The organism is Nocardioides daejeonensis, assembly GCF_003194585.1.
Lineage (GTDB): Bacteria > Actinomycetota > Actinomycetes > Propionibacteriales > Nocardioidaceae > Nocardioides > Nocardioides daejeonensis.
The window spans coordinates 933955-955055 of record NZ_QHKZ01000001.1; the positions used below are offsets into that span (position 1 = coordinate 933955).

The following is a 21101-nucleotide window of genomic DNA, read 5'->3' on the forward strand; positions in this document are numbered from 1 at the left end:
GGATCAGAAGTCGATGTTGACCGGCTCGGCCGGCTCGTCGACGGTCGGCGTGACGCCGAGCTTCTCCAGGATCCGCTTCTCCAGCTCGTTGGCCAGGTCGGGGTTGTCGCGCAGGAAGTTGCGGGCGTTCTCCTTGCCCTGGCCGAGCTGGTCACCTTCGTAGGTGTACCAAGCGCCGGCCTTGCGCACCAGGCCCGCCTCCACACCGACGTCGATCAGACCGCCCTCGCGACTGATCCCCTTGCCGTACATGATGTCGAACTCGGCCTGCTTGAACGGCGGCGCGACCTTGTTCTTCACGACCTTGACCCGAGTCCGGTTGCCGACCATGTCGGTGCCGTCCTTGAGTGTCTCGATGCGCCGCACGTCGAGGCGCACGGACGAGTAGAACTTGAGCGCTCGACCACCGGTCGTGGTCTCGGGCGAGCCGAACATCACGCCGATCTTCTCGCGCAGCTGGTTGATGAAGATGGCGGTGGTGCCGGCGTTGTTGAGAGCACCCGTCATCTTGCGGAGCGCCTGGCTCATCAACCGCGCCTGCAGACCCACGTGCGAGTCACCCATCTCGCCCTCGATCTCAGCGCGCGGCACGAGCGCAGCCACCGAGTCGATGACGATCAGATCGAGCGCACCGGAGCGGATCAGCATGTCGGCGATCTCCAGCGCCTGCTCACCCGAGTCCGGCTGCGAGACGAGCAGAGCGTCGGTGTCGACCCCCAGCGCTCGCGCGTACTCGGGGTCGAGTGCGTGTTCGGCGTCGATGAACGCCACGATCCCGCCGGCCCGCTGGGCACTCGCCACGGCGTGCAGCGCGACCGTCGTCTTACCAGAGGACTCCGGTCCGTAGATCTCCACCACACGGCCACGGGGCAGGCCGCCGAGGCCCAGCGCCACGTCGAGGGCGATCGATCCGGTGGGGATCACCTCCAGGGGTGCGCGGCTCTCGTCGCCCAGACGCATCACCGAACCCTTGCCGAACTGCTTCTCGATATTCGCCAGCGCGGCGTCAAGCGCCTTGTCGCGGTCTCCAGCTGCCATGATGCGTCCTTCGTCTCGTGTCGTGGGCCAGGTACATCGGCGACGCTAGACCGAACCACCGACACTCCCTGATCAGGAGAGTCGCAGCCTGTGGATAACTTCCGGTCGGCGTCGTACCTGTGAGCAGCACACTACCGAACACGTGTTCGATCCGAGGCTTCGACACGGCGTGTCGCCGCGGAAGATGCCGAGCCCCGAGCCGAACCTGGGCCTGTGGTCACCGCCAGCTGTCGGGCAGCTCCAGGTGACGGCGTACGGCGGCCCACACCTGCTTGGGGCTCTCCCCCGCCGCGAACGCCTCCTCGACGGTGCGCGAGCCCAGCTCTGTAATGCTCTGCCGGTCCGCCCAGCTGCGCGCGTATCCAGCGCCGAGCGCCTGCTCCATCAACGCCCAGAACTCCGTGTGCCTCATGCGCCGACGTCCCCGAGGTGGTGCACCACGTCGTGCAGGTGGTAGCGGCCGATCGTCTCGACCGTGAAGGCACTGCCGTTCGAGCGGAGACCGGTGCGCTGCAGCTGCCCGATCCGCACGCCCGCGTAGATACCGGCGCACTCCCCTGCGGCCTCGATCAGCGCGACCTCGACGTCCACGGGATCCTGGCGCGCGTAGTCACCTTCGATCGCCGCGACATCCTGGTCCCAGTTCGCGAAGGTCGGCGCCTCGTCCCTGAGCATCGAGCTCACCCGCTCGGCGAAGATGCGGTGCACGTCGCGCACGTGCGCGGCGTACTCCAGCGGCGACCACACGTCCGCGGCCGGCCGGCGTCGTACGTCGTCACCCCGGAGAACGGTCGACCAGCGCAGCGTCGTGGCCCGGAGCAGCTCCGGCAGGTCCGCGACCGCAAGCGCAGCAGCGTCGAAGCCGCAGTCGGGGCAGGCGCGCTCGACCACCCAGGTCCAGTCCTTGGTATCGGGGGTCATGCCCCCATTGAACCGCGCTGCGCCAGCGCCCCCGGCACAGGCCTCGGCGAAGCCCTCAGGCCAGACCCAGCGCTTGGGCCGACTCCTCACGCATCTGCACCTTGCGGATCTTGCCGGTCACGGTCATCGGGAACTCCTCCACCACCATGACGTAGCGCGGGATCTTGAAGTGCGCGAGCTTGCCGGTCGCGAAGGCACGCACCGCCGCCGCATCCAAGGGATCGGCGCCTGCGCGTAGCTTCACCCAGGCGCACAGCTCCTCGCCGTACTTCTCGTCGGGCACCCCGATCACCTGCACGTCCTCGATGTCGGGGTGGGTGTAGAGGAACTCCTCGATCTCGCGCGGGTAGATGTTCTCACCGCCACGGATCACCATGTCCTTGATCCGGCCGACGATGTTGGCGTAGCCGTCCTCGCGCATCACTGCCAGGTCACCGGTGTGCATCCAGCCGTCGGCGTCGATCGCCTCGGCGGTCTTCTCGGAGTCCTCCCAGTAGCCGAGCATCACCGAGTAGCCGCGGGTGCAGAACTCGCCGGTCTCACCTCGCGGCACGGTCTCGCCGGTGACCGGGTCGACGACCTTGATCTCCACGTGCGGGTGCACGCGGCCGATGCTGGCGGTGCGGCGCTCCAGATCGTCGTCGCGGCGGGTCTGGCACGAGACGGGAGATGTCTCGGTCATGCCGTAGGCGATGCCGACCTCGGCCATGTGCATGTCGTTGATGCAGCGCTTCATGACCTCGACAGGGCAGATCGAGCCGGCCATGATGCCGGTGCGCAGCGTGCTCAGATCGTGGTCGGCGAAGGTCGGATGGTTCTGCATGGCGATGAACATCGTCGGCACGCCGTAGACCGCCGAGCACCGCTCGTCGGCGATCGCCCGCAGCGTCAGCTCAGGGTCGAACCCCGGGGCGGGGATCACCATGGTGGCTCCGTGCGAGGTGCAGCCCAGGTTGGCCATCACCATGCCGAAGCAGTGATAGAAGGGCACCGGGATGCAGAGCCGGTCGGCCTCGGTGAAGCCGATCAGCTCGGTGGTGAAGTAGCCGTTGTTGAGGATGTTGCGGTGACTGAGCGTTGCGCCTTTCGGGTAGCCCGTCGTGCCCGAGGTGTATTGGATGTTGATCGGGTCGCCAGGCGCGAGCCCGTCCATCCGGGCGCGCAACTGGTCCTCGGTGACCCCCTCGCCGTCGTCGAGCAGACCCTGCCAGGACGCCTCGTCGTCGAGGTAGACGACCCGCTCGATCGTCGGGCACTCCTGCGCCGTCGCCGCGATCATCCCCGCATAGTCGGACTCCTTGAAGCGGGTCGCGGCGACCACCATGCTGAGCCCGGACTGGTTGGCGGCGTAGGCGAACTCATGCGTGCGGTAGGCCGGGTTGACGTTCACCAGGATCGCGCCGACCTTCGCCGCGGCGTACTGCGTCAGCGTCCACGCCGCGCAGTTCGGGGCCCAGATGCCGATCCGATCGCCGACCGCCACGCCGGCACCGATGAGGCCGCGCGCGAGCGCGTTGACGTCACGGTCGAACTCGCGCCAGGTCCAGCGTCGTCCCGATGCCACCTCGACGAGAGCCTCGCGGTCCGCATGCGCGGCCACGGTGCGCTCCAGGTTCGCCCCGATCGTCTCCTCCAGCAGCGCCGGAGATGTCTCACCCTGTGCGTAGGACTCCATGAGGGCACGTTACCCATGTCACACCCGGCGCGGCAGGGGCGGACCCGCCCGACCGGCCCGGCCCTGCGTGCGTCGGTTGGCCCACGAGCCCACGAACAGTGAGACTGACGCCGTGCAGCGCGCCCTGATCATCCGTCGGACCCGCCTCGTCGACCTCTCCGGGCCGGCCGCGACCGGCGCCGAGCCGGTCGACGTGCGCGTGGTCGGCGACCGGATCGAGGCCGTCGCCCCGGAGCTGCCCGCCGATGGCGCCACCGAGTACGACGCCGAGGGACGCTGGCTCGCCCCTGGGCTGTGGGACCAGCACGTCCATCTCGGCCAGTGGGCCGCGGCGCGGCGGCGCCTCGACGTGGGAGAGGTCGACTCGCCCGAGGCACTGCTGGCCCTGGTCGGGCGCCAGGTCGCCGACCAGCCCGGGCGTCCGGTGGTGAGCTGGGGCCACCGTGCGGGCGCCTGGCGCAAGGTGGGCGTCCGCGAGCTCGACGCCGTCACCGGCAGCACGCCGACCGTCCTGATCTCCGGTGACGGCCACCAAGCCTGGCTGAACTCGGCCGGCCTGGCGCTTCTCGAACTCCCCTGGCGCGACGACGTGGTGCGCGAGGACGAGTGGTTCTCCGCCTTCGACCTGTTCGAGACGAGAGTCACCGGGCGGGCGGACGCCGCCGACTACCACGCCGCGCAGGAGGCCGCGGCACGGCGCGGGGTGGTCGGTCTGGTCGACTTCGAGTTCACCGGCGGGCCGCACGAGTGGCCCGCACGCCATGCGGCTGGGGGTTGCCTGCTACGGATCCGCGCGGCGACCTACGCCGAAGGGCTGGAGCGCGTGCTGGACGCCGGGCTCCGGACCGGGGACGTCATCCCCGAGACCGGCGGCCTGGTGACGATGGGCCCGCTCAAGGTCATCGGGGACGGTTCACTCAACACCCGGACCGCCTGGTGCGGCGCGCACTACGCCGGCATGCCCGGTCATCACGGCGCGCCCAATCTCGAGCCTGCCGCCCTGGCCGACCTGATCGGACGCGCCACGGCGGGCGGGCTCGAGGTGGCGGTGCATGCCATCGGCGATGCCGCTGCCGCCGCCACCCTGGCTGGCCTCGCTGCGCACGGAGCCCGCGGCTCGATCGAGCACGCGCAGCTCCTTCCCCCCGCGCTGATCGCCGAGCTCTCCCGGCTCGGCGTCGTCGCCAGCGTGCAGCCGGCGCATCTCCTGGACGACCGGGACCTCACCGAGGCGCTCTGGCCGGGCCGGGGCCAGGACTGCTTTCCCTTCCGCTCGCTCCTCGATGCCGGAGTGACGCTACGACTCGGCTCCGACGCGCCGGTCGCACCGCTCGACCCGTGGCTGGCCATGGCGGCCGCCGTGCACCGAAGCGGCGACGAACGCCCACCCTGGCACGGTGAGCAGGCCCTCACGCCGCGCGAGGCGCTCGCCGCCTCCACTGACGGTCAGGGAACACCGCGTGCCGGAGCGCGCGCCGACCTGATGCTCCTCGACCGTGATCCGCTCGCACCGACCTCCGACTCCGCCACCGCGGCGGCGCTGCTCCGGGCGACCGAGGTCGAGGCGACCTGGATCGCCGGGGTGCGGGTCTGACTCGACGGCGACGTACGCGTGGCGCTCCCGATCAGCGACGGAGATGGCGCAGGGCTGAGTTCGCGGCGTGGAAGCCGCCCATCCCGTGCACGCCGGCGCCGGGTGGGGTGGCCGAGGAGCAGAGGTAGGCGCGGACCCGGTCGGCGCCGCTCCCGGCGCTGCCCAGCGTGTAGGGGTCGAGCGCGATACGAGGTCGGAAGAGGATCTGACGGGCATGGTTGGCGCCCGTGGCGATGTCGCCGCCGACATAGTTCTCGTTGTGCTGTTCCAGCCCCGCCGGGTCACGCGGCGCCACAGCGACGAGGCGCTCGCGGAAGCCGGGAGCGAACCGCTCGATCTGACTCAGGATCGCCTCCGTGGCATCGCCCGCATAGCCGTGCGGCACGTGTGCGTAGGCGTAGATCGGGTTCACGCCACCGGCAGAGCGAGACGGGTCGACCAGGTACTGCTGACCGAGCAGCACGAAGGGACGCTCCGGCATCTCGCCGCGGACGACCCGGCCCTCGGTGGCCACCATCTCCTCGGCCGTGCCGCCCAGGTGAAGCGTCCCGGCCCGGGCGCAGTCGGGGTTGCGCCACGGGATGTCGCCCTCGATCGCGATGTCCAGCTTGTAGGCGGCAGGTCCGTACCGATAGCGCCCCAGGGCCCGCCGTATGCCGCCAGGCAGGGTCGGCAGGATCCGCAGCGCCGCCGTGGGCGAGGTGTCGAGCATGAGGATGTCGGGCACGCCGTCGGCATAGGCGGCGACGTCCGCCAAGGAGTCGACGCGCACCCCGGTGTGCACCACCCCGCCGTGCGCGGCGAGGACCGCCAGCAGCGCCCGGGTGATCGACTCCGACCCGCCCTCGGCGACCGGCCATCCGACGGCATGGGCGGTCGTGGTCAGCATCATCCCGACCGACCCGCTGAAGGGCGTGTCGAGCCGGCTGAAGGCGTGCGCCGCCACTCCGGTGAGCAGGGCCTTGGCCGGCTCGTCGGAGAAGCGCCGGGCCAGCAGCGTCGCCGGCTGCATCGCGTTGAGTCCGAAGCGGCCGAGGGTGATCGGATGCCGCGGCAGGTGGGCCACCGGCTGGAAGACCTCGCCGATCAAGTCGTCGAAGTTGCGCAGCGCGGGCGCGAAGAGACGGCGCCACCTGCGGGCATCGGCGCCGAGAGAAGTGTCCGTCAGGCCGAGGTCCCGAGCCGCGAGCCCCGCCCGACCGTCGTCCAGCGGGTGGGCGAGATCCACCTCCGGCCAGAGCCACCGCAGTCCGTGTCGCTCCAGTTCGAGCGATCGGAAGTACGGTGACGCCACGCCGGTCGGGTGGAAGGCAGCGCAGTCGTCGTGGAGCAGCCCCGGCAGGGTCAGCTCGCTGGTCCGGGTGCCACCCCCTGGGCGCTCCTGGGCCTCCAGCACCACCACCCGAACGCCCGAGGTGGCGAGACGGATGGCGGCGGCGAGGCCGTTGGGGCCGCTGCCGACGACGACTGCTGTGGTCACGAGACGGGGTCCTTGCCGTTGACGTCCCCTCGGGTGAGGGTCTGCTGTCGACCGTACCCAGGGGCCGTCCAGCTGACCGCCAGTGGCACCGGGCCGTTGGGCAGCCAGGGCTGCTCCTTCACGCAGTCCCGTACGTCCCAGCTGCCGCGCTCCACCACGCCGAGGGCGGCGTCGATCACCCGGTACTCCTGCGGGCGGCCGGTCCGCCATGGCGTGGCCTGCGACTCGCAGTAGACGACGACCAGGTCGCCGGGCTCGAACCCGAGGCGCTTCTGGAGCGCCGCGATCAGGCGTTCGTCGTGGAGGTGGCCATCGCCGAAGTTCCAGCCCAGGAGGATGTTGCACATGAACTCGCCCTCGCGGATGTCACGGGTCTCGATGTCGTCGAGGTGCTCGTAGAGCGCCGAGAGGATGCCGCGTCCCTGGCTGTGCATCGAGCGCCAGGCGACCGCCTTCTGCACGGTCAGCTCCGCCTCGTCCGCCGTGTACGGCATCATCGGCATCCGCTGCAGCTGGTCGTTCTGGGTCTCGACGAGCGGCAGCTCGTTGAGGCGCTGCTCGACCCCCGGCTTCATCGCCCAGACCGCCGAGGCCCAGTTGCCGGCGTACTGCCGCATCGACGGGAGGAACGAGACCAGATCGGGCCGCAGGTTTCCGAGGATCGGGCCGAAGCACAGCAACGCGAAGATCGGGACCAACAGCAGCGGCTCGGAGAACTCCCAGATGTTGTAGACCGAGGCGTCGAAGCCATCGCCGAAGCCGCCCCAGAGCACGATCGCGATGTAGCCGAAGTAGACGTTCCACTCCAACGGCACGGCGAGCGGGAAGGTCGAGGTGATGTAGATGTGGAAGATCAGCATCGCTACGGCGCCGAGCATGGCGATCGTGTTGTTGGTGGTCAGCAGCAGCACGATCGGGATGATGATCTCGACGGTGGTTCCCCCGACGTGGGCCATGAACCAGGCGAGCCTGCTCGGACGCAGGTCATCGGGGGCGCGCCGATAGTGAGCGCGCTTGACCGCGTTCAGCTGGCCGGGGCTGTTGGAGACCATGACCGGCACGACGTTGATGAAGTGCTCGCCGATCTTGGAGACTCCGGCTCCGATCCAGACCACGCAGATGATGATCTTGAACGCCACAACGAGATTCACGAACTCCGTCGCGGACGCGCCATCCCGAGTCGCGAGCCAGCCGAGCGTCGCTGAGAAGAGCATGATCGGCAGGTACTGCTCCGAGCGTGCCGCCAGGAAGATGACCTTGTCGCGCAGGCCCATCAGCGGCATCGCGATCAGGATCGGCACGAACGCGAGTGGCGGCACCAGCTCCTGCGGCCCGGTACCGGCAGGAAGATGGGTCACCGAATCGGCGGAGGCCAGCAGTGGGTAGGCGAGGCTCGCGAGCACCGCCAGGTAGAGGACGACGTCGACGACCGTCCGCTCGTCACCGCCGGTCAACGGCACCCGGCGCCCCCACGGGGCCATCCGGAGGGTCCCGGGCCGCACCCAGAACCGGATGTTGCCCAGCATCGGCGCGAAGTGACCGCAGAGCGGGCCGAACGCTCCGCCCAGCCCGATCACCTCGAGCAGCATCAGCCAGATCGCCAGCTTCTGGTAGACGACCACGTTGTCGAACCAGGTCGCAGGATCGGTGAAGTGGACGTACTCCGTCGTCGCCGACGTGATGGCCAGGCCCACGGCGAAGTAGAGGCCCAGCATCTTGAGGATGTAGACCACGTGAAGCATCCGAGGCGTGTTGAAGCCCTCCGTCACCCAGCCGGTCGTGAGCACCCGGATCCGGTCGCGCAGCGGGAGCTGCAGCACCTCGGCCGCGGGCATCGGCTCCGGGGCAGGCTTGAGGAAGCCCATGTCAGGCCCCCGTTCCCACGGCAGCGGGCACCTGGGCGCGCAGCGTCGGCTTGTCGATCTTGCCCACGGGATTCTTCGGCAGCGCGTCGAGCACGTGCACCGCGACCGGAACCTTCACCTTCGTGAGCTCTGCCCGGCAGCGCGCGAGCAGCCCGTCGACGTCGATCATCTGGCCCGGGGCGGGCGCGACGAACGCCACGGGGACCTCGCCGTACACGTCGTGCGGCGCGCCCACGACCGCCGCCTCGATCACGGCAGGCTCGGCATGGAGGACGTTCTCGATCTCCTTGGGATAGATGTTCTCGCCACCCCGGATGATCATGTCCTTGATCCGGTCGACGATCCGGAGGTAGCCGTCCTCGTCGAGCACGCCGACGTCACCGGTGTGCAGCCAGCCGTCGCCGAGCGTCTCGGCAGTGGCCTCGGGCCGGTTCAGATAGCCCTGCATCACGTTGGCTCCGCGAATCACCACCTCGCCGCGCTCCCCCGCTGGCGCCAAGGTGCCGTCGGCCGCCATCACGGCGACGGTCTGGCCCGGCAGCGCGACGCCGACGGTGCCGGCCTTGCGGAGCCCCGTGACCGGGTTGCAGGTGGAAGCGCAGGTGCCTTCGGAGAGGCCGTAGCCCTCGATCAGCGGGAACCCGAACCGCTCCTCCACCGCGGCAAGCAGGTCGGGAGCCGCGGGCGCTGCTCCACAGATCGCGTAACGGACCGAGCCGACGTCGAAGGTCATCTCGGCGGGCAAGGCGACCAGGTGGGCGTAGATGGTGGGGACCGCGGAGAAGTAGGTGGGCCGCAGCTCCTGGACGGCGGTGAGGAACTCGACGGGGTGGAACCGCTGCAGGATCGAGGTGCGGGCTCCCTGCACGTACGGCGTCAGGAAGCTCACGCAGATGGCGTTGACGTGGAAGAGCGGCAACACCAGGAGACAGTGGTCATCGGCGGTCGTGCCGGTGTGCGCCCCCATGCTGGCGATCATCGCGGCCACGTTGCCATGGCTGAGCATGACGCCCTTCGGTCGGCCGGTGGACCCGCTGGTGTAAATCAGCAGAGCGAGATCGGCCTGGTCCGTTGCCGGCGCGGGCAGAGTGCCCTCCGCCCGGGTCCGCAGCTGGTCGACCGCGAGCGTAGGACGATCGGCCACCGGCGCCCCGTCGCCGTTGATCACCAGGGCGGCTCCCGAGTCGCCTACCTGGTGCCCTGCCTCGGCGGCGGTGAAAGTGGGGTTGATCGGCGTCGCGGCCGCACCGATCCGCCAAGCGGCTGCCATCGCGACAAGCAGCTCGACCCGGTTCGGAAGCATGACGGCGAGCACGTCGCCCCGCCCGACTCCATGCTGGGAGAGCTGCTCGGCGACGGCGTCGACCCGATCGCGGAACTCGCGATAGGTCAGTGCGACCGACTCGTCGGCGACACAGGGCCGGTCGTCGTACTCCGACGGCAGGCTCCAGGGCAGGTGGTCCAGGTTCATCGCGGCTCCTCGTGACTCGGGCTACGACAGGACCGTAGGCCCGCAGCACGCGCGACGTCTTTGGATCCGTGACACAAGGCTACCTGGCTCGTTTGGCCCTCCGGAGCCGATTCGACCGCTATGTTTTGGCGGGCAAGATCAAGACGTGCATCACATCGTGCCTGGAGGGGAGAGCAGATGAGCAGCGCCGACAGCGGGGCAGAGCTCGCCACGCAGGTGCAGGAGCACCTCACTGCATTGGCCGATCGACTCGCGGCAGGCCACGACGAGCTCACCGGTGTGCTCTTCGAGGAGATGAGCGCGCGGATCGCCGACCTGCCGCACGATCCGCTGCTGCTGGATCTGCTCCGCGCCAGTGTGGCGAGCAACCTGGAGAACGTCGTCCACTATCTGCGCGGCCACCTGGCCGAGGACGAGATTCCCGTGCCTCCTGCGGCTGCCGAGTACGCGCGGCGGCTGGCACAGCGGGACAGCCCACCCAGCGCGCTGCTGCGCGCCTATCGGCTGGGACAGATCGCCGTGCTCGGCTGGGCTCGGCAGGTGACCGCTGAGCTCGTCACGGACCTGCACGTGGCGCTTGCCGCGACGCACTCCTTCACCGACGCCACGTTCGTCTACATCGACGCGGTGTCGGAAGGCGTCGTCACCGCCTACCAGCACGAGCGTGAGCAGTGGCTGGCCAATCGCAGCACGGTGAAGCGCGAGACCGTCGAGGCGCTGCTGCGGGACGAACGAGCCGACGTCGACTCGGCAGAGCAAGCTGTCGGCCATCGACTCCGGCAGCACCATCTGGGCGTCGTCCTCTGGTATCCCGATGGCAGCAACAGCACGGCGGGCCTGGGAGCGCTGGAGCGCACGCTGACCGAGGTCGGTCGTGCGCTCGGCTCCGACGCCACGCCCCTCTTCATTCCCCGCGACCGGGCACTGGCCTGGGGATGGATCCCGCTCGGCCGCACCTCCCCCGGCGACGTCGCGGAGCGCCTACGCGGCCTCACTCCCCCGCAAGGCATCTGCCTCGCCGTCGGCACCGCCGCAGGCAGCCTCGAGGGCTTCCGCTCCTCGCACCACGAGGCGCTCGAGGCGCACCGGGTGGCGCTCCTGGCCCGCGACCCCCAGCACTGTCTGACCTGGTACGGCGATCCGGGCGTCCGCGCCGCCGCGCTGCTGGCCGTCGATCTCGTCGCCACGCGGCGGATGGTGCATCGCACGCTCCGCGGACTCGCGGCCGACAACGAGTCGATGGCACGGTTGCGCGAGACGCTGCTGATCTTCCTGCAGGAGCGCGACAGCTACGTCGCGACCGCAACCAGGATGCACCTGCACAAGAACACCGTCCGCTACCGCGTCGAGCGGGCCACACAGGTGCGCGGGCGCACCCTCGAGGAGGACCGACTCGACCTGGAACTGGCCCTGCACGCCTGCTCCTGGCTGGGCCGCGAGGTGCTGCTGAAGGAGGGCTGACAGGCGCCTCCCTGGTCGTCGTGCTGGTCGCCGGTGCGGCAGCGGCCGACCGAACGCCTAGGAGAAGCCGGCAGCCCACTCGCGGCGGAGCAGGCCGTAGACCCACGAGTCAGAGACGACGCCGTTGACGATGCAGTCCTCGCGCAAGGTTCCCTCCCGGGTGAAGCCGAGCTTCTCGAGCACCCTGGCCGAAGCGCCGTTGCGTGTGTCCACCTCGGCCTGGACACGATGGAGATCCAGCTCTTGGAATGCCCACGTCAGGAGTGCCGCCGCTGCCTCGGTCGCATAGCCCTTCCCCCAGGCGGCCTCTGCGAGGCAGTACCCCAACGACGCACTCCGGAACTCACGGTTCCACTCCTGCACGGTGCACCAACCGAGAAAGGCTCCGTCTGATGCCCGCTCCACCACGAGTCGCACGCCGGTCCCCTCCTGCTCCAAGGCGCGACAGGTCCGGAGAAACCGATCGACTCTGGAGCGCTCGGTCCACGGTGGGGAGTCCCAGTAGCGCAGCACGTGGGGGCTGCTGTGCAGCTCGAAGAGCGCATCCGCATCGGCGTCCGCCACCGGACGGAGACGCAGGCGCTCGGTCTCCAGACGCGGCGTGGGCAGGGCAGGCGACACACCGCCATCCTGCCCGAATCTGGAACGGCACGTCGGCTGGCCACCGTCCGGACCTCAGCAAGGTCCGCGTCTCTGGTCAGCTGTTCGCCGCTGACTGCCATGGCCCGACATTCACCGTCGTGATGATGCCGATATCCCACGGCTGCTCATCCCCAGGCGCATTCAACGAGATGCCGAGCGGCCCTTGGCCCAGTGCGAGTTGGATCACCAGCGTTCGGATCCACTCCGACTGAGCTCCCGCGAGCTCACCGGTCCACTCCAGGTTGAGGACTGCTGCGGCACCCGGCATGAGTCTGATCGGCTGGGTGGTCACGTCCCCGTCGGCGAGGGGCTCTCGCTGCTCGACGGCATGGTGGAAGATGCTCCCCTGGTCCCCCAGCGCGCCGACGCCAGGGTATCCGCCGACCGAGCATGTCCTCTGCGACTCGTTGGTGATCCGCAGACGCGCGAATCGGTGTCCGAGCGCTGCGTCGACGAACCGGACCGTCGCCCTCACGTCCCGTTCACCGCAGGCGTCTCGCTGCGCCCCGACACTCGCCTCGACCCTGAGGGACCGCCCTATCAGTCGAAACCACCTGGTATGGCTGGTACATGACCTCCCGACTCACAGAGATCAACATCGACTGCGCGGAGCCGGCGAGCCTGGCGAAGTTCTGGTGCGCGGCGCTGGGCTACTCCGTCCTCGACGCCACCGACGACCTGGTCGAGATCGGCCCGGAACGGAGAGCGGACGCCGAACTGCTCGCCGTCGTACGCCGCCAGCCTGTCGCACCGTCGCTCTTCTTCGCCCGAGTGCCGGAGGGCAAGACGCTCAAGAACCGTCTACACCTCGACCTCTCCCCCATCGATCGCCCCCAGACCGAAGAGGTCGCCCGGCTCGAGGCCCTGGGCGCAAGGCGCGTGGACGTCGGCCAGACCGGGGCCGAATCCTGGGAGGTGATGGCCGATCCGGAGGGTAACGAGTTCTGTGTGCTCCGTAGCCTCGCGACCGGCGAGTTCCGGATCTGAGGCCACCACGATCGCCACCGTCGGCGACGGAACCCCTGATTGCACAGTAGGACCGGGCCTGCGGTAGGGTTCACACGCTCCTGAACGGCGGCTTCACAGCGGTCGCGCACGGGCATCGGGCTGTGGCGCAGTTTGGTAGCGCACTTGACTGGGGGTCAAGGGGTCGCAGGTTCAAATCCTGTCAGCCCGACCAGCTTTGTAGCAGGTCAGAGGGTCTTTCGCGGAGCGAGAGGCCCTCTTCCCGTTCCCGGCCAAGCCCCGCCTGCACCCGAAGCGTGGGCAAGCAGAACGGGTCGCGATCGCCGCCTTCCAGCAGGAGGCGATCACGACCCGTCCGTCGGCCACGACGGCCGACCGTCGCTCAGCGCTTGCGCTTCTCCCGCGCCCGCACCTGCAACTCGATCGGCGTACCGACGAAGCCGAACTCCTCACGCAGCCGCCGCTCGATGAAGCGCTCGTAGCCGGCGTCCAGCTTGCCGCTGGTGAAGAGAATGAAGGTGGGCGGCGCGGTCTGCGCCTGGGTGCCGAAGAGGATCTTCGGCTGCTTGCCGCCACGCACCGGGTGCGGGTGCTCCTGCACCAGACGGCCGAGGAACGCGTTGAGGGTGCCGGTCGAGATACGTGTCTCCCACCCCTCCAAGGCCCGCTCCAGTGCCGGCACGAGGCGGTCCACGTGCCAGCCGGTGCGTGCAGTGATGTTGATCCGCGGCGCCCACTGCACCTGCACCAGCTCGCGCTCGATCTCGCGATCCAGGTAGTAGCGACGCTCCTCGTCTACCAGGTCCCACTTGTTGAAGGCGATCACCAGCGCCCGCCCAGCATCGCGCACAGTCTGGATGATCCGCTGGTCCTGCTCCGAGATCGACTGGGATCCGTCGATCAGCAGCACTGCGACCTCCGCACGCTCGATCGCCGTCGCCGTCCGCAGAGAGGCGTAGTACTCGTGTCCCGATGCCTCCTTGACGCGCTTGCGGATGCCGGCCGTGTCGATGAACCGCCAAGGCTGTCCGCCCAGCTGGATCAACTCGTCGACGGGGTCGACCGTGGTGCCCGCGACGTTGTCGACGACGACGCGCTCCTCCCCCGCGAGCTTGTTGAGCAGCGAGGACTTGCCCACGTTCGGCTTGCCGACCAGCGCGATGCGCCGGGGCCCCCCTACTTCGCCGAACGTCTCCTCCGGCGTCTCCGGCAGGGCCTCCAGTACGGCGTCCAGCAGGTCACCGGTGCCGCGTCCGTGCGATGCCGACACCGGGAAGGGCTCACCGAGGCCGAGGTTCCACAGGCCGTACGCCTCCGCCTCGAGATGCTGGGCGTCGACCTTGTTGGCCGCCAGCACCACCGGCTTCTTCGATTTACGCAGGATCTTCACCACGGCCTCGTCGGCATCGGTGATGCCAACCGTCGCGTCGACCACGAAGAGCACCGCATCGCAGAGGCCCACCGCGATCTCGGCCTGCGCGGCGATCCGCTCAGCCAACCCGCGCGCGTCCGGGTCCCAGCCGCCGGTGTCGACGACGGTGAACGCGCGACCGTTCCAGCTGGCGTCGTAGGAGACCCGGTCACGGGTCACGCCCGGCACGTCCTCGACGACCGCCTCGCGCCGGCCGATGATCCGGTTCACCAGGGTGGACTTACCGACGTTCGGCCGGCCCACCACGGCAAGGACCGGCACGGGGCCCGTCGCGGTGTCGTCGACCGCAGGCGCGTCGTACTCGCTCATCATGCTCCTCGTCCGTGCGCGTGCTCAGCGCCGTCATGTTCCGAAGTGCCCGGGGAGCCGGGCAACGGGCCGGGCAGCTCCCGGCCGATCTGGGAAAGGGCAGCCGCCAGTCCGGCCACCATGTGCTCCTGCAACAACGCCGTCTTGGCCCCGACTTGTTCCCGGGTGCGCGGCCACGGCTGCGCGTCGACCCGCCACGGCGCACCGAAGACGATGTCGACCACTCCGCCCCGCTTCGGCAGGGCGCTGCTGCCCGCCCCGGGCGCCCGGGTGCCGACGAAGGTGACGGGCACGACCGGTGCGCCACTCACCATCGCGAGGTAGGCAGCGCCGCGGTGGAAACGAGCGAGATCACCTGCCCCCCGGGTGCCCTCCGGGAAGATCCCGACGCAGGCGCCGGCCTGCAGCAGGGCAAGGGAGATCTTGACTGCCGCAGGGTCCGTGTGGAACCGGTCGAGCGGGACCTGCCCGGTCCACCGGAAGAAGGCGCCGGCCTTGCCCTGGAACATCTCGATCTTGGTCAGGGCATGCACCGGTCGCGGGGTGAACGCCGCCAGATAGGGCCCGTCGATGACACCGATGTGGTTGGCGGCGACGATCACCGGCCCCTCGGCAGGCACCTGGTGGGCGTCGTGCACCCGCACCGGTCCGAGACGCCGGAAGAGCCAGCGCGCCGGCGGGCGCAGCGTCCGCAGCGCACGGCGCCGAGGCAGTGGCACCCCGCTCGGGCCGAGCAGGCTGCCAGGTCGGCTCACCGTGCCGCTCCCACCGCCTCGGACAAGGCGACCAGCTGGCCGATCACCTCGTCCAGGGTGAAGTCGGTGGTGTCGATGTGGTGGGCACCCTCGGGCATGGTCAGCGGCGCTGTCGCGCGTCCCGAGTCGATCTTGTCGCGGGCCAGCAGCGACTCCTGCGTCGCGGCGACGTCGCTGCCGCCCTCCTCCAGGGCACGCCGCGCCGCCCGCGCTGCCGGATCGGCGGTCAGGTAGACCTTCACCTCCGCCTGCGGCCACACCACCGAGCCGATGTCGCGTCCTTCGACCACGATGCCGCCCTCGCCGATCACCGCGCGCTGCAGCTCCAGGAGACGGCTGCGCACCGCTGGCACGGCGCTCACCGGGCTCACCGCGCCGGTCACGGCGTCGCCACGGATTGCCACCGCCACGTCGGTTCCGTCGACGACGATGGTCGGTGCCAGGGGGTCGGTGCCGGAGACGATCTCGGGCCGGCCGGCGGCGGCCGTGACGGCGTCGGCGTCGTGCACATCGACGCCGTGCTCGAGCATCCACCACGTCATGGCGCGGAACATCGCGCCCGTGTCGAGATAGCGCAGGCCGAGCTTGGCAGCGGTGCCCCGCGATGTGCTCGACTTGCCCGAGCCCGACGGCCCGTCGACGGCGATCACGATGCTGCGTGCCTGGCTGGTCACGGGTGCCTACTTCCTCAGGTGGTGCGGGGTGGAACGGGCGTCAGCCTACCGATACATCCGGCTGCCGAGCGGATCCTGGTGATCAGGGGTGGACGACCCAGCCACGCTCGGCGAGCGACTCCGCCAGCGCGTCGGCCTGCTCCGTGGCGACGACGATCTCCAACAGGCCGACTTCGCGTCCCGGATCGTGGTCCATGTGCATGTCCTCGATGTTGAATCCGCCCTCGCCCGCGTCGGCGAACAGGCGGGCCAGCTCGCCCGGACGGTCGGGGACGGCCACATAGACACCGGTCATCGGCCGGACCGGCCCACCGTGCTTTCCCGGGATTGCCCGGGTGCCGGCAACGCCCTCGGCGAGCAGCTCCGCGAGCGCGTCGGAGTCTGCGGCCTCCACCAGGCCGCGCAGGTCGGCGAGCCGGGCGGCGACCTCGTCCAGCAGGCCCAGGAGCGCCGTCGCGTTGCCCGCGATGATCTGTTTCCACAGGCTCGGGTCGCTGCCCGCGATCCGAGTCACGTCGCGCACTCCCTGACCGGAGAGAGCCAGGTGCTCGACCGGCGCCTGCGCCAGGCGCCCGGCGACCAGCGACGACATCAGGTGGGGCAGGTGCGAGACCCGCGCCACGGCGAGGTCGTGCTCGTCAGGTGCGTACTCCAGGGCGACGGCGCCGCAGACATCGACCAGGTCGCGGACGAGCGCCACCGCAGCGGGGTCCGCCGTGTCATGGGGTGTGATCGCCCAGGGCCGGCCCTCGAAGAGGGTTGCCGAGGCGGCGAGTGGGCCCGAGCGCTCGCTGCCAGCCATCGGGTGGCCGCCGACGTACCGCGCCAGCGCATCGGGAGGTACGACGTCCCGCACCTCGACGAGTGGCTGCGACTTGATGCTGCCGACATCGGTGACGATCGCGTCACCGTCGACGAGGGCGCCGGCGATGGCTGCCCCGAGGTGATCCGGCGGCACCGCGACGACCACCAGCTGCGCAGCGGTGCCGTCGTCCGCGCGCCCGGCACCGAGCCCGGTTGCCGTGCGCACGTGCTCCGAAGCGACGTCGACCAACAGCACCTCGAGCCCCGCGCGCCGGCAGGCCAGCGCGACCGAGGTGCCGAGCAGCCCGGCTCCGATCACCCGGACGGGACCGGTCAGGGCACGAGCGGGCACGCGGCTCCTCCTGGTTCTCGACTCAGACGGTGGTGGGCATGAATGGGCCGGGCAAGGCTACAACGCCGCCCGCGTTCACATTCTCGCGGCGTCGAGCAGGGTGCCCAACTCCTCGGAGGTAAGCTCGCGCAGCTCACCCGTCGGCAACCGGTCGAGCCGGACCGGCCCGAACCGGGTGCGGGTGAGGCGGCGTACCGGGTGGCCGACCTCGGCGAGCAGCCGGCGCACGATCCGGTTGCGTCCCTCGTGGATCACCAGTTCGACGATGCTGCGTCCCTGCGCGGCGCCACGGCCGGTCTCGACGACCCGCACCTTCGACACCTGCACGGGGCCGTCCTCGAGCGTCACTCCGGCGCGGAGCCGCTTCAGCACCTGGGGGAAGACCTCCCCGTCGACCTCTGCCACATAGGTCTTGTCCACCTCGTAGGAGGGATGCGCCATCCGGTGGGCGAACTCACCGTCGTTGGTGAGCAGCAGCAGCCCCGTGGTGTCGGTGTCGAGGCGGCCGACGTGGAAGAGCCGCTCCGGTCGGTCGGCGACGAAGTCGGAGAGCGTCGGTCGCCCCTGCGGATCCGACATCGTGGACACGACACCTCGCGGCTTGTTGAGCACCAGGTAGACGTGCGGACTGATCGGGGGCAGTCGCTTGCCGTCGACGCGGATCACCGCGGTTCGCGGGTCCACCTTGGTGCCGAGCCTGGTGACGATCTCCCCGTCCACCTCGACCGAGCCCGCCAGCATGAGCTCCTCGCACTTTCGGCGCGACGCCACACCGGACTGGGCCAGCAGCTTCTGCAGACGGATCTGGCCGTCCTCATCGACCTCGGGGATCACGCCTGGCCCTCCTGCCCTGCCCCGGTGAACGCAGCCAAGTCGTCCTCCAGATCCTCCATCTCCGGCAGGAAGGGAGCCAGCTCGGGAAGATCGTCGAGCGAGGTGATCCCGATCCGCTCCAGGAAGTAGGAACTGGTCCGATAGAGGTGGGCGCCCGTCTCGGCTTCGCTGCCGGCCTCCTCGACCAGGCCTCGGGCGAGCAGGGTCCGCATCACGCCGTCCACGTTGACCCCGCGGATGGCGGAGACCCGGGCCCGCGACACCGGCTGCTTGTAGGCGACCACAGCGAGCGTCTCCAGGGCCGCCTGGGTGAGCCGCGCCTGCTGCCCCTCCAGCACGAACGCCTCCACCACCGCGGCGTACTCCTCGCGGGTGTAGAACCGCCAGCCGCCGGCGACGTTGCGCAGCTCGAAGCCGCGCCCCTGGTCGGCGTACTCGTCGGCCAACCCCTGGAGCGCCGCCGAGACCGCATCCACCGGGTGGCCGACAGCGCTGGCGAGGGTCGTCTCGTCGAGCGGCTGGTCCGCGATCATCAGCACCGCCTCAAGGGAGGGACGCAACGCGGCGACGGGCACGTCGAGCGTCTCGTCCGTTGCGCTCTCGGGCGGGGTCTCCGCGGTCATGCCTGCTCCTCTTGATCGGCGACGGGGGCGCCGTCGAACTCGTCGGTGATGATGATGTCGTCCTCGCCGCCGGTCCAGCGGATGCTGAGCTCTCCGAGCGGGGTGACCTGGTCGAACGCCACCGCACCCTCCCGGAAGAGCTCCAGCAGCGAGAGGAAGCGCGCCACCGTGGTGAGGGTGTCGGGCGAGTCGCCGCAGAGCGCGCGGAAGGTCAGGACACCTCCGTGCCGGAGCCGGTCGACGACAAGGGCCGCCTGTTCCTTGACCGACACCTTCGAGGCGTGGATGTGCTGGAGGCTGACCTCCAGCTCCGGCTTCGGCTCGAGTGCCCGGGCGGCGAGCGCCGCGAACTGCTGCAGCCCGATGCCGATGAGCACCTCGGGCAGGAGTCGCGCGTAGCGCTCGTCGAGACCGACCGCCCGTGGGTGCCGGAGAGCCTCGCCTGCCAACCGCTGACCCAGGACCGCCGCCACCTGCTTGAAGGCCTTGTACTGGAGGAGCCGCGCGAAGAGGAGGTCCCGGGCCTCGAGCAGCGCGAGGTCCTCCTCGTCCTCCACTTCGGCCTGCGGCAGCAGCCGCGCAGCCTTGAGATCCAGGAGGGTCGCGGCGACAAGCAGGAACGAGGTGGTCTGCTCCAGGTCCCAGCCGCCGCCCTCCGGCGATCGAGCCTTGACGTGAGCGATGAACTCGTCGGTGACCTTGGAGAGCGAGACCTCGGTGATATCGAGCTTGTGCTTGGAGATCAGCTGCAGCAGCAGGTCGAACGGCCCCTCGAAGTTGTCGAGCTTGACCTCGAAGCCGGGCTCGGCCTCGGTCACGAATCCCTCAACCGCTGCACCAGCTGGCTCTCCTCGCCGTGCGCCTCCAGGTCGGCGAGGGCCAGCGCGACCGCCTGGCGGACCAGACGTCCCCGATCCACAGCGAGCCCATGGGTACGCCGCAGCGAGAGCCGCGCGTGCTCGATCTCGAGGAGCTCCTCCGAGGTGATGTAGACGGTCATCTTCTCGTCATGCCGGACGCGGCCACTGGTGCGCGCGTTACCGCGCCGAGTCGTCGCACCTCGCGATGCCTCGCCCTGCTCGGGTGCGGGTGCTGGCTCCGCGGTGCCGGAGGTCGGGCGGAAGAGGTCGTCAGCCGTGGGCAGGCTCACCCGTCTCGACACGCGCCAGCACCTCCTTCGCCAACTGGCGGTACGACGACGCGCCGGCGGAGCTGGAGGCGTAGGAGGTGATCGGCTCACCGGCGACAGTGGAGTCGGAGAACTTCACGGTCCGCCGGATCACGGTGTGGAAGACCTTGTCGCCCCATGCCTGCACCAGGCGCTCCATCACCTCTCGGCTGTGCAGCGTGCGCCCGTCGAACATCGTGCCCAGCACACCGTCGATCTCGAGCCGCGGGTTGAGTCGCTCCTTGACCTTGTCGATGGTGGTCTTGAGCAGGGCGACCCCGCGCAGCGCGAAGTACTCGCACTCCAACGGCACGATGACGCCGTCGGAGGCGGTCAGCGCATTCACCGTGAGCAGTCCCAGCGACGGCTGGCAGTCGATCAGGATGACGTCGTACTGAGCGATCGCCGGCGCAAGCACCCGCTGCAGGGTCTGCTCCCGCGCCACCTCGTGCACCAGCTGCACCTCGGCCGCGGAGAGGTCGATGTTGGAGGGCAGCAGGTCCATGCCGGGGACCCCCGAGGGGACCACGACCTCGTCGAAGGTGACGTCCCGCTCCATCAGGAGGTTGTAGATCGTCAGGTCCATCTCATGAGGGTTGAGCCCGAGGCCCACCGACAGGGAGCCCTGGGGGTCGAAGTCGACCAGCAGCACCTTGCGCCCCAGCTCGGCCAGCGAGGCACCGAGGTTGATCGTGGTGGTGGTCTTGCCGACCCCGCCCTTCTGGTTGCACATGGAGACGATGCGCGCGTTGCCGTGGCTGCTCAGCGGCCGTGGCTCGGGGATCTCCGGCATCGGGCGGCCTGTCGGGCCGAGCTGCGGTTCGACCGCGGGGCGGTCCGGGAACGGGATCGGGTCGTTCAACAGGGGCTCGTCTCGATGAGGTGCGGGGATCGGTCCCAGCGGGGGGATGGCGGGCGCGGCACCCGAGTCGTGACCGGAGGGGCCGTACGGCGATCCGCCACTGCTCATCGATGTGCTCCCTCGCGTGGATTGTCGACACGGCGACTTGTAGCCGGGCCTTCGGATGACTTTAGGC

At 69.8% G+C, this 21101-nt stretch carries 21 protein-coding genes and 1 tRNA gene; 4 read left to right on the forward strand and 18 right to left on the reverse strand.

The genetic code is table 11. The annotated features are described in order from the left end of the window. Positions 1 to 3: 3 nt before the first annotated feature. The 4 genes from recA to DNK54_RS04545 all read right to left on the reverse strand — a co-directional run bounded on the left by recA (position 4) and on the right by DNK54_RS04545 (position 3634). Positions 4 to 1038, reverse strand: a complete 1035-nt coding sequence (gene recA / locus DNK54_RS04530; protein WP_110205691.1) for a recombinase RecA — start codon at positions 1036 to 1038, stop codon at positions 4 to 6. A gap of 217 nt (positions 1039 to 1255) precedes the next feature. Further along, positions 1256 to 1450 (reverse strand): DUF3046 domain-containing protein, encoded by a 195-nt coding sequence (locus DNK54_RS04535; RefSeq protein ID WP_110205692.1) that lies wholly within the window; start codon positions 1448 to 1450, stop codon positions 1256 to 1258. Continuing rightward, complete coding sequence (locus DNK54_RS04540; RefSeq protein WP_110205693.1) at positions 1447 to 1959, reverse strand: DinB family protein; 513 nt, start codon at positions 1957 to 1959, stop codon at positions 1447 to 1449. The genes DNK54_RS04535 and DNK54_RS04540 overlap by 4 nt, the downstream gene beginning before the upstream one ends. A gap of 55 nt (positions 1960 to 2014) precedes the next feature. After that, a complete protein-coding gene (locus DNK54_RS04545) occupies positions 2015 to 3634 on the reverse strand; it encodes an AMP-binding protein (protein WP_110205694.1) in 1620 nt (539 codons plus the stop codon). A 112-nt stretch (positions 3635 to 3746) separates the two neighbouring features. On the opposite strand from DNK54_RS04545, the gene DNK54_RS04550 reads away from it, so the two are divergent. Further along, complete coding sequence (locus tag DNK54_RS04550; RefSeq protein ID WP_204164406.1) at positions 3747 to 5228, forward strand: amidohydrolase; 1482 nt, start codon at positions 3747 to 3749, stop codon at positions 5226 to 5228. A 31-nt stretch (positions 5229 to 5259) separates the two neighbouring features. Here DNK54_RS04550 and DNK54_RS04555 read toward each other — a convergent pair whose 3' ends face one another. The 3 genes from DNK54_RS04555 to DNK54_RS04565 are packed head-to-tail and all read right to left on the reverse strand — an operon-like array spanning position 5260 to position 10044. After that, the gene (locus DNK54_RS04555; protein ID WP_110205696.1) at positions 5260 to 6708 is read right to left on the reverse strand and encodes a phytoene desaturase family protein; all 1449 of its coding nucleotides are present in this window, start codon (positions 6706 to 6708) and stop codon (positions 5260 to 5262) included. Continuing rightward, the gene (locus DNK54_RS04560) at positions 6705 to 8573 is read right to left on the reverse strand and encodes a DUF3556 domain-containing protein (RefSeq protein WP_110205697.1); all 1869 of its coding nucleotides are present in this window, start codon (positions 8571 to 8573) and stop codon (positions 6705 to 6707) included. Before DNK54_RS04560 ends, DNK54_RS04555 begins: the two co-directional genes overlap by 4 nt. Position 8574: 1 nt before the next feature. Continuing rightward, complete coding sequence (locus DNK54_RS04565; RefSeq protein ID WP_110205698.1) at positions 8575 to 10044, reverse strand: class I adenylate-forming enzyme family protein; 1470 nt, start codon at positions 10042 to 10044, stop codon at positions 8575 to 8577. 177 nt (positions 10045 to 10221) lie between these two features. On the opposite strand from DNK54_RS04565, the gene DNK54_RS04570 reads away from it, so the two are divergent. Continuing rightward, a complete protein-coding gene (locus DNK54_RS04570) occupies positions 10222 to 11505 on the forward strand; it encodes a PucR family transcriptional regulator (RefSeq protein WP_162602296.1) in 1284 nt (427 codons plus the stop codon). Positions 11506 to 11562: 57 nt separating this feature from the next. On the opposite strand, the gene DNK54_RS04575 is transcribed toward DNK54_RS04570, so the two are convergent. Together DNK54_RS04575 and DNK54_RS04580 are read right to left on the reverse strand one after the other, a co-directional pair. Next, positions 11563 to 12126, reverse strand: coding sequence for a GNAT family N-acetyltransferase (locus DNK54_RS04575; RefSeq protein WP_110205700.1), 564 nt, complete (start codon positions 12124 to 12126; stop codon positions 11563 to 11565). 76 nt (positions 12127 to 12202) lie between these two features. Then, positions 12203 to 12691 carry a DUF4232 domain-containing protein gene (locus DNK54_RS04580; RefSeq protein WP_110205701.1) on the reverse strand — a complete coding sequence of 163 codons (489 nt, stop codon included), beginning with the start codon at positions 12689 to 12691 and terminating at the stop codon, positions 12203 to 12205. 26 nt (positions 12692 to 12717) lie between these two features. Between DNK54_RS04580 and DNK54_RS04585 the strand changes: the two genes are divergently transcribed. Continuing rightward, positions 12718 to 13134, forward strand: a complete 417-nt coding sequence (locus tag DNK54_RS04585; protein WP_110205702.1) for a VOC family protein — start codon at positions 12718 to 12720, stop codon at positions 13132 to 13134. A 116-nt stretch (positions 13135 to 13250) separates the two neighbouring features. Then, a tRNA-Pro gene (locus DNK54_RS04590) sits at positions 13251 to 13327 on the forward strand. Between the two features lie 168 nt (positions 13328 to 13495). Here DNK54_RS04590 and der read toward each other — a convergent pair. The 9 genes from der to DNK54_RS04635 form a co-directional block, all read right to left on the reverse strand. Next, on the reverse strand, positions 13496 to 14854 hold the full coding sequence (gene der / locus DNK54_RS04595) for a ribosome biogenesis GTPase Der (RefSeq protein ID WP_239459904.1): 1359 nt from the start codon (positions 14852 to 14854) through the stop codon (positions 13496 to 13498). Beyond that, positions 14854 to 15609: a lysophospholipid acyltransferase family protein gene (locus tag DNK54_RS04600; RefSeq protein WP_239459905.1), complete on the reverse strand. Its 756-nt coding sequence runs from the start codon at positions 15607 to 15609 to the stop codon at positions 14854 to 14856. Before DNK54_RS04600 ends, der begins: the two co-directional genes overlap by 1 nt. Further along, entirely contained in the window at positions 15606 to 16283 is a 678-nt protein-coding gene (gene cmk, locus DNK54_RS04605) for a (d)CMP kinase (RefSeq protein ID WP_204164407.1), read from the reverse strand. Before cmk ends, DNK54_RS04600 begins: the two co-directional genes overlap by 4 nt. Positions 16284 to 16365: 82 nt before the next feature. Then, the gene (locus tag DNK54_RS04610) at positions 16366 to 17439 is read right to left on the reverse strand and encodes a prephenate dehydrogenase (protein WP_110205704.1); all 1074 of its coding nucleotides are present in this window, start codon (positions 17437 to 17439) and stop codon (positions 16366 to 16368) included. A 75-nt stretch (positions 17440 to 17514) separates the two neighbouring features. Further along, the gene (locus DNK54_RS04615; RefSeq protein WP_420846357.1) at positions 17515 to 18270 is read right to left on the reverse strand and encodes a pseudouridine synthase; all 756 of its coding nucleotides are present in this window, start codon (positions 18268 to 18270) and stop codon (positions 17515 to 17517) included. Further along, on the reverse strand, positions 18270 to 18896 hold the full coding sequence (gene scpB, locus DNK54_RS04620) for an SMC-Scp complex subunit ScpB (protein WP_110205706.1): 627 nt from the start codon (positions 18894 to 18896) through the stop codon (positions 18270 to 18272). The genes DNK54_RS04615 and scpB overlap by 1 nt, the downstream gene beginning before the upstream one ends. Further along, positions 18893 to 19714: a segregation and condensation protein A gene (locus DNK54_RS04625; RefSeq protein WP_110205707.1), complete on the reverse strand. Its 822-nt coding sequence runs from the start codon at positions 19712 to 19714 to the stop codon at positions 18893 to 18895. The genes scpB and DNK54_RS04625 overlap by 4 nt, the downstream gene beginning before the upstream one ends. Next, on the reverse strand, positions 19711 to 20058 hold the full coding sequence (locus DNK54_RS04630) for a hypothetical protein (RefSeq protein ID WP_110205708.1): 348 nt from the start codon (positions 20056 to 20058) through the stop codon (positions 19711 to 19713). Before DNK54_RS04630 ends, DNK54_RS04625 begins: the two co-directional genes overlap by 4 nt. Then, on the reverse strand, positions 20027 to 21034 hold the full coding sequence (locus DNK54_RS04635; RefSeq protein ID WP_110205709.1) for a ParA family protein: 1008 nt from the start codon (positions 21032 to 21034) through the stop codon (positions 20027 to 20029). Before DNK54_RS04635 ends, DNK54_RS04630 begins: the two co-directional genes overlap by 32 nt. Positions 21035 to 21101: the final 67 nt, after the last annotated feature.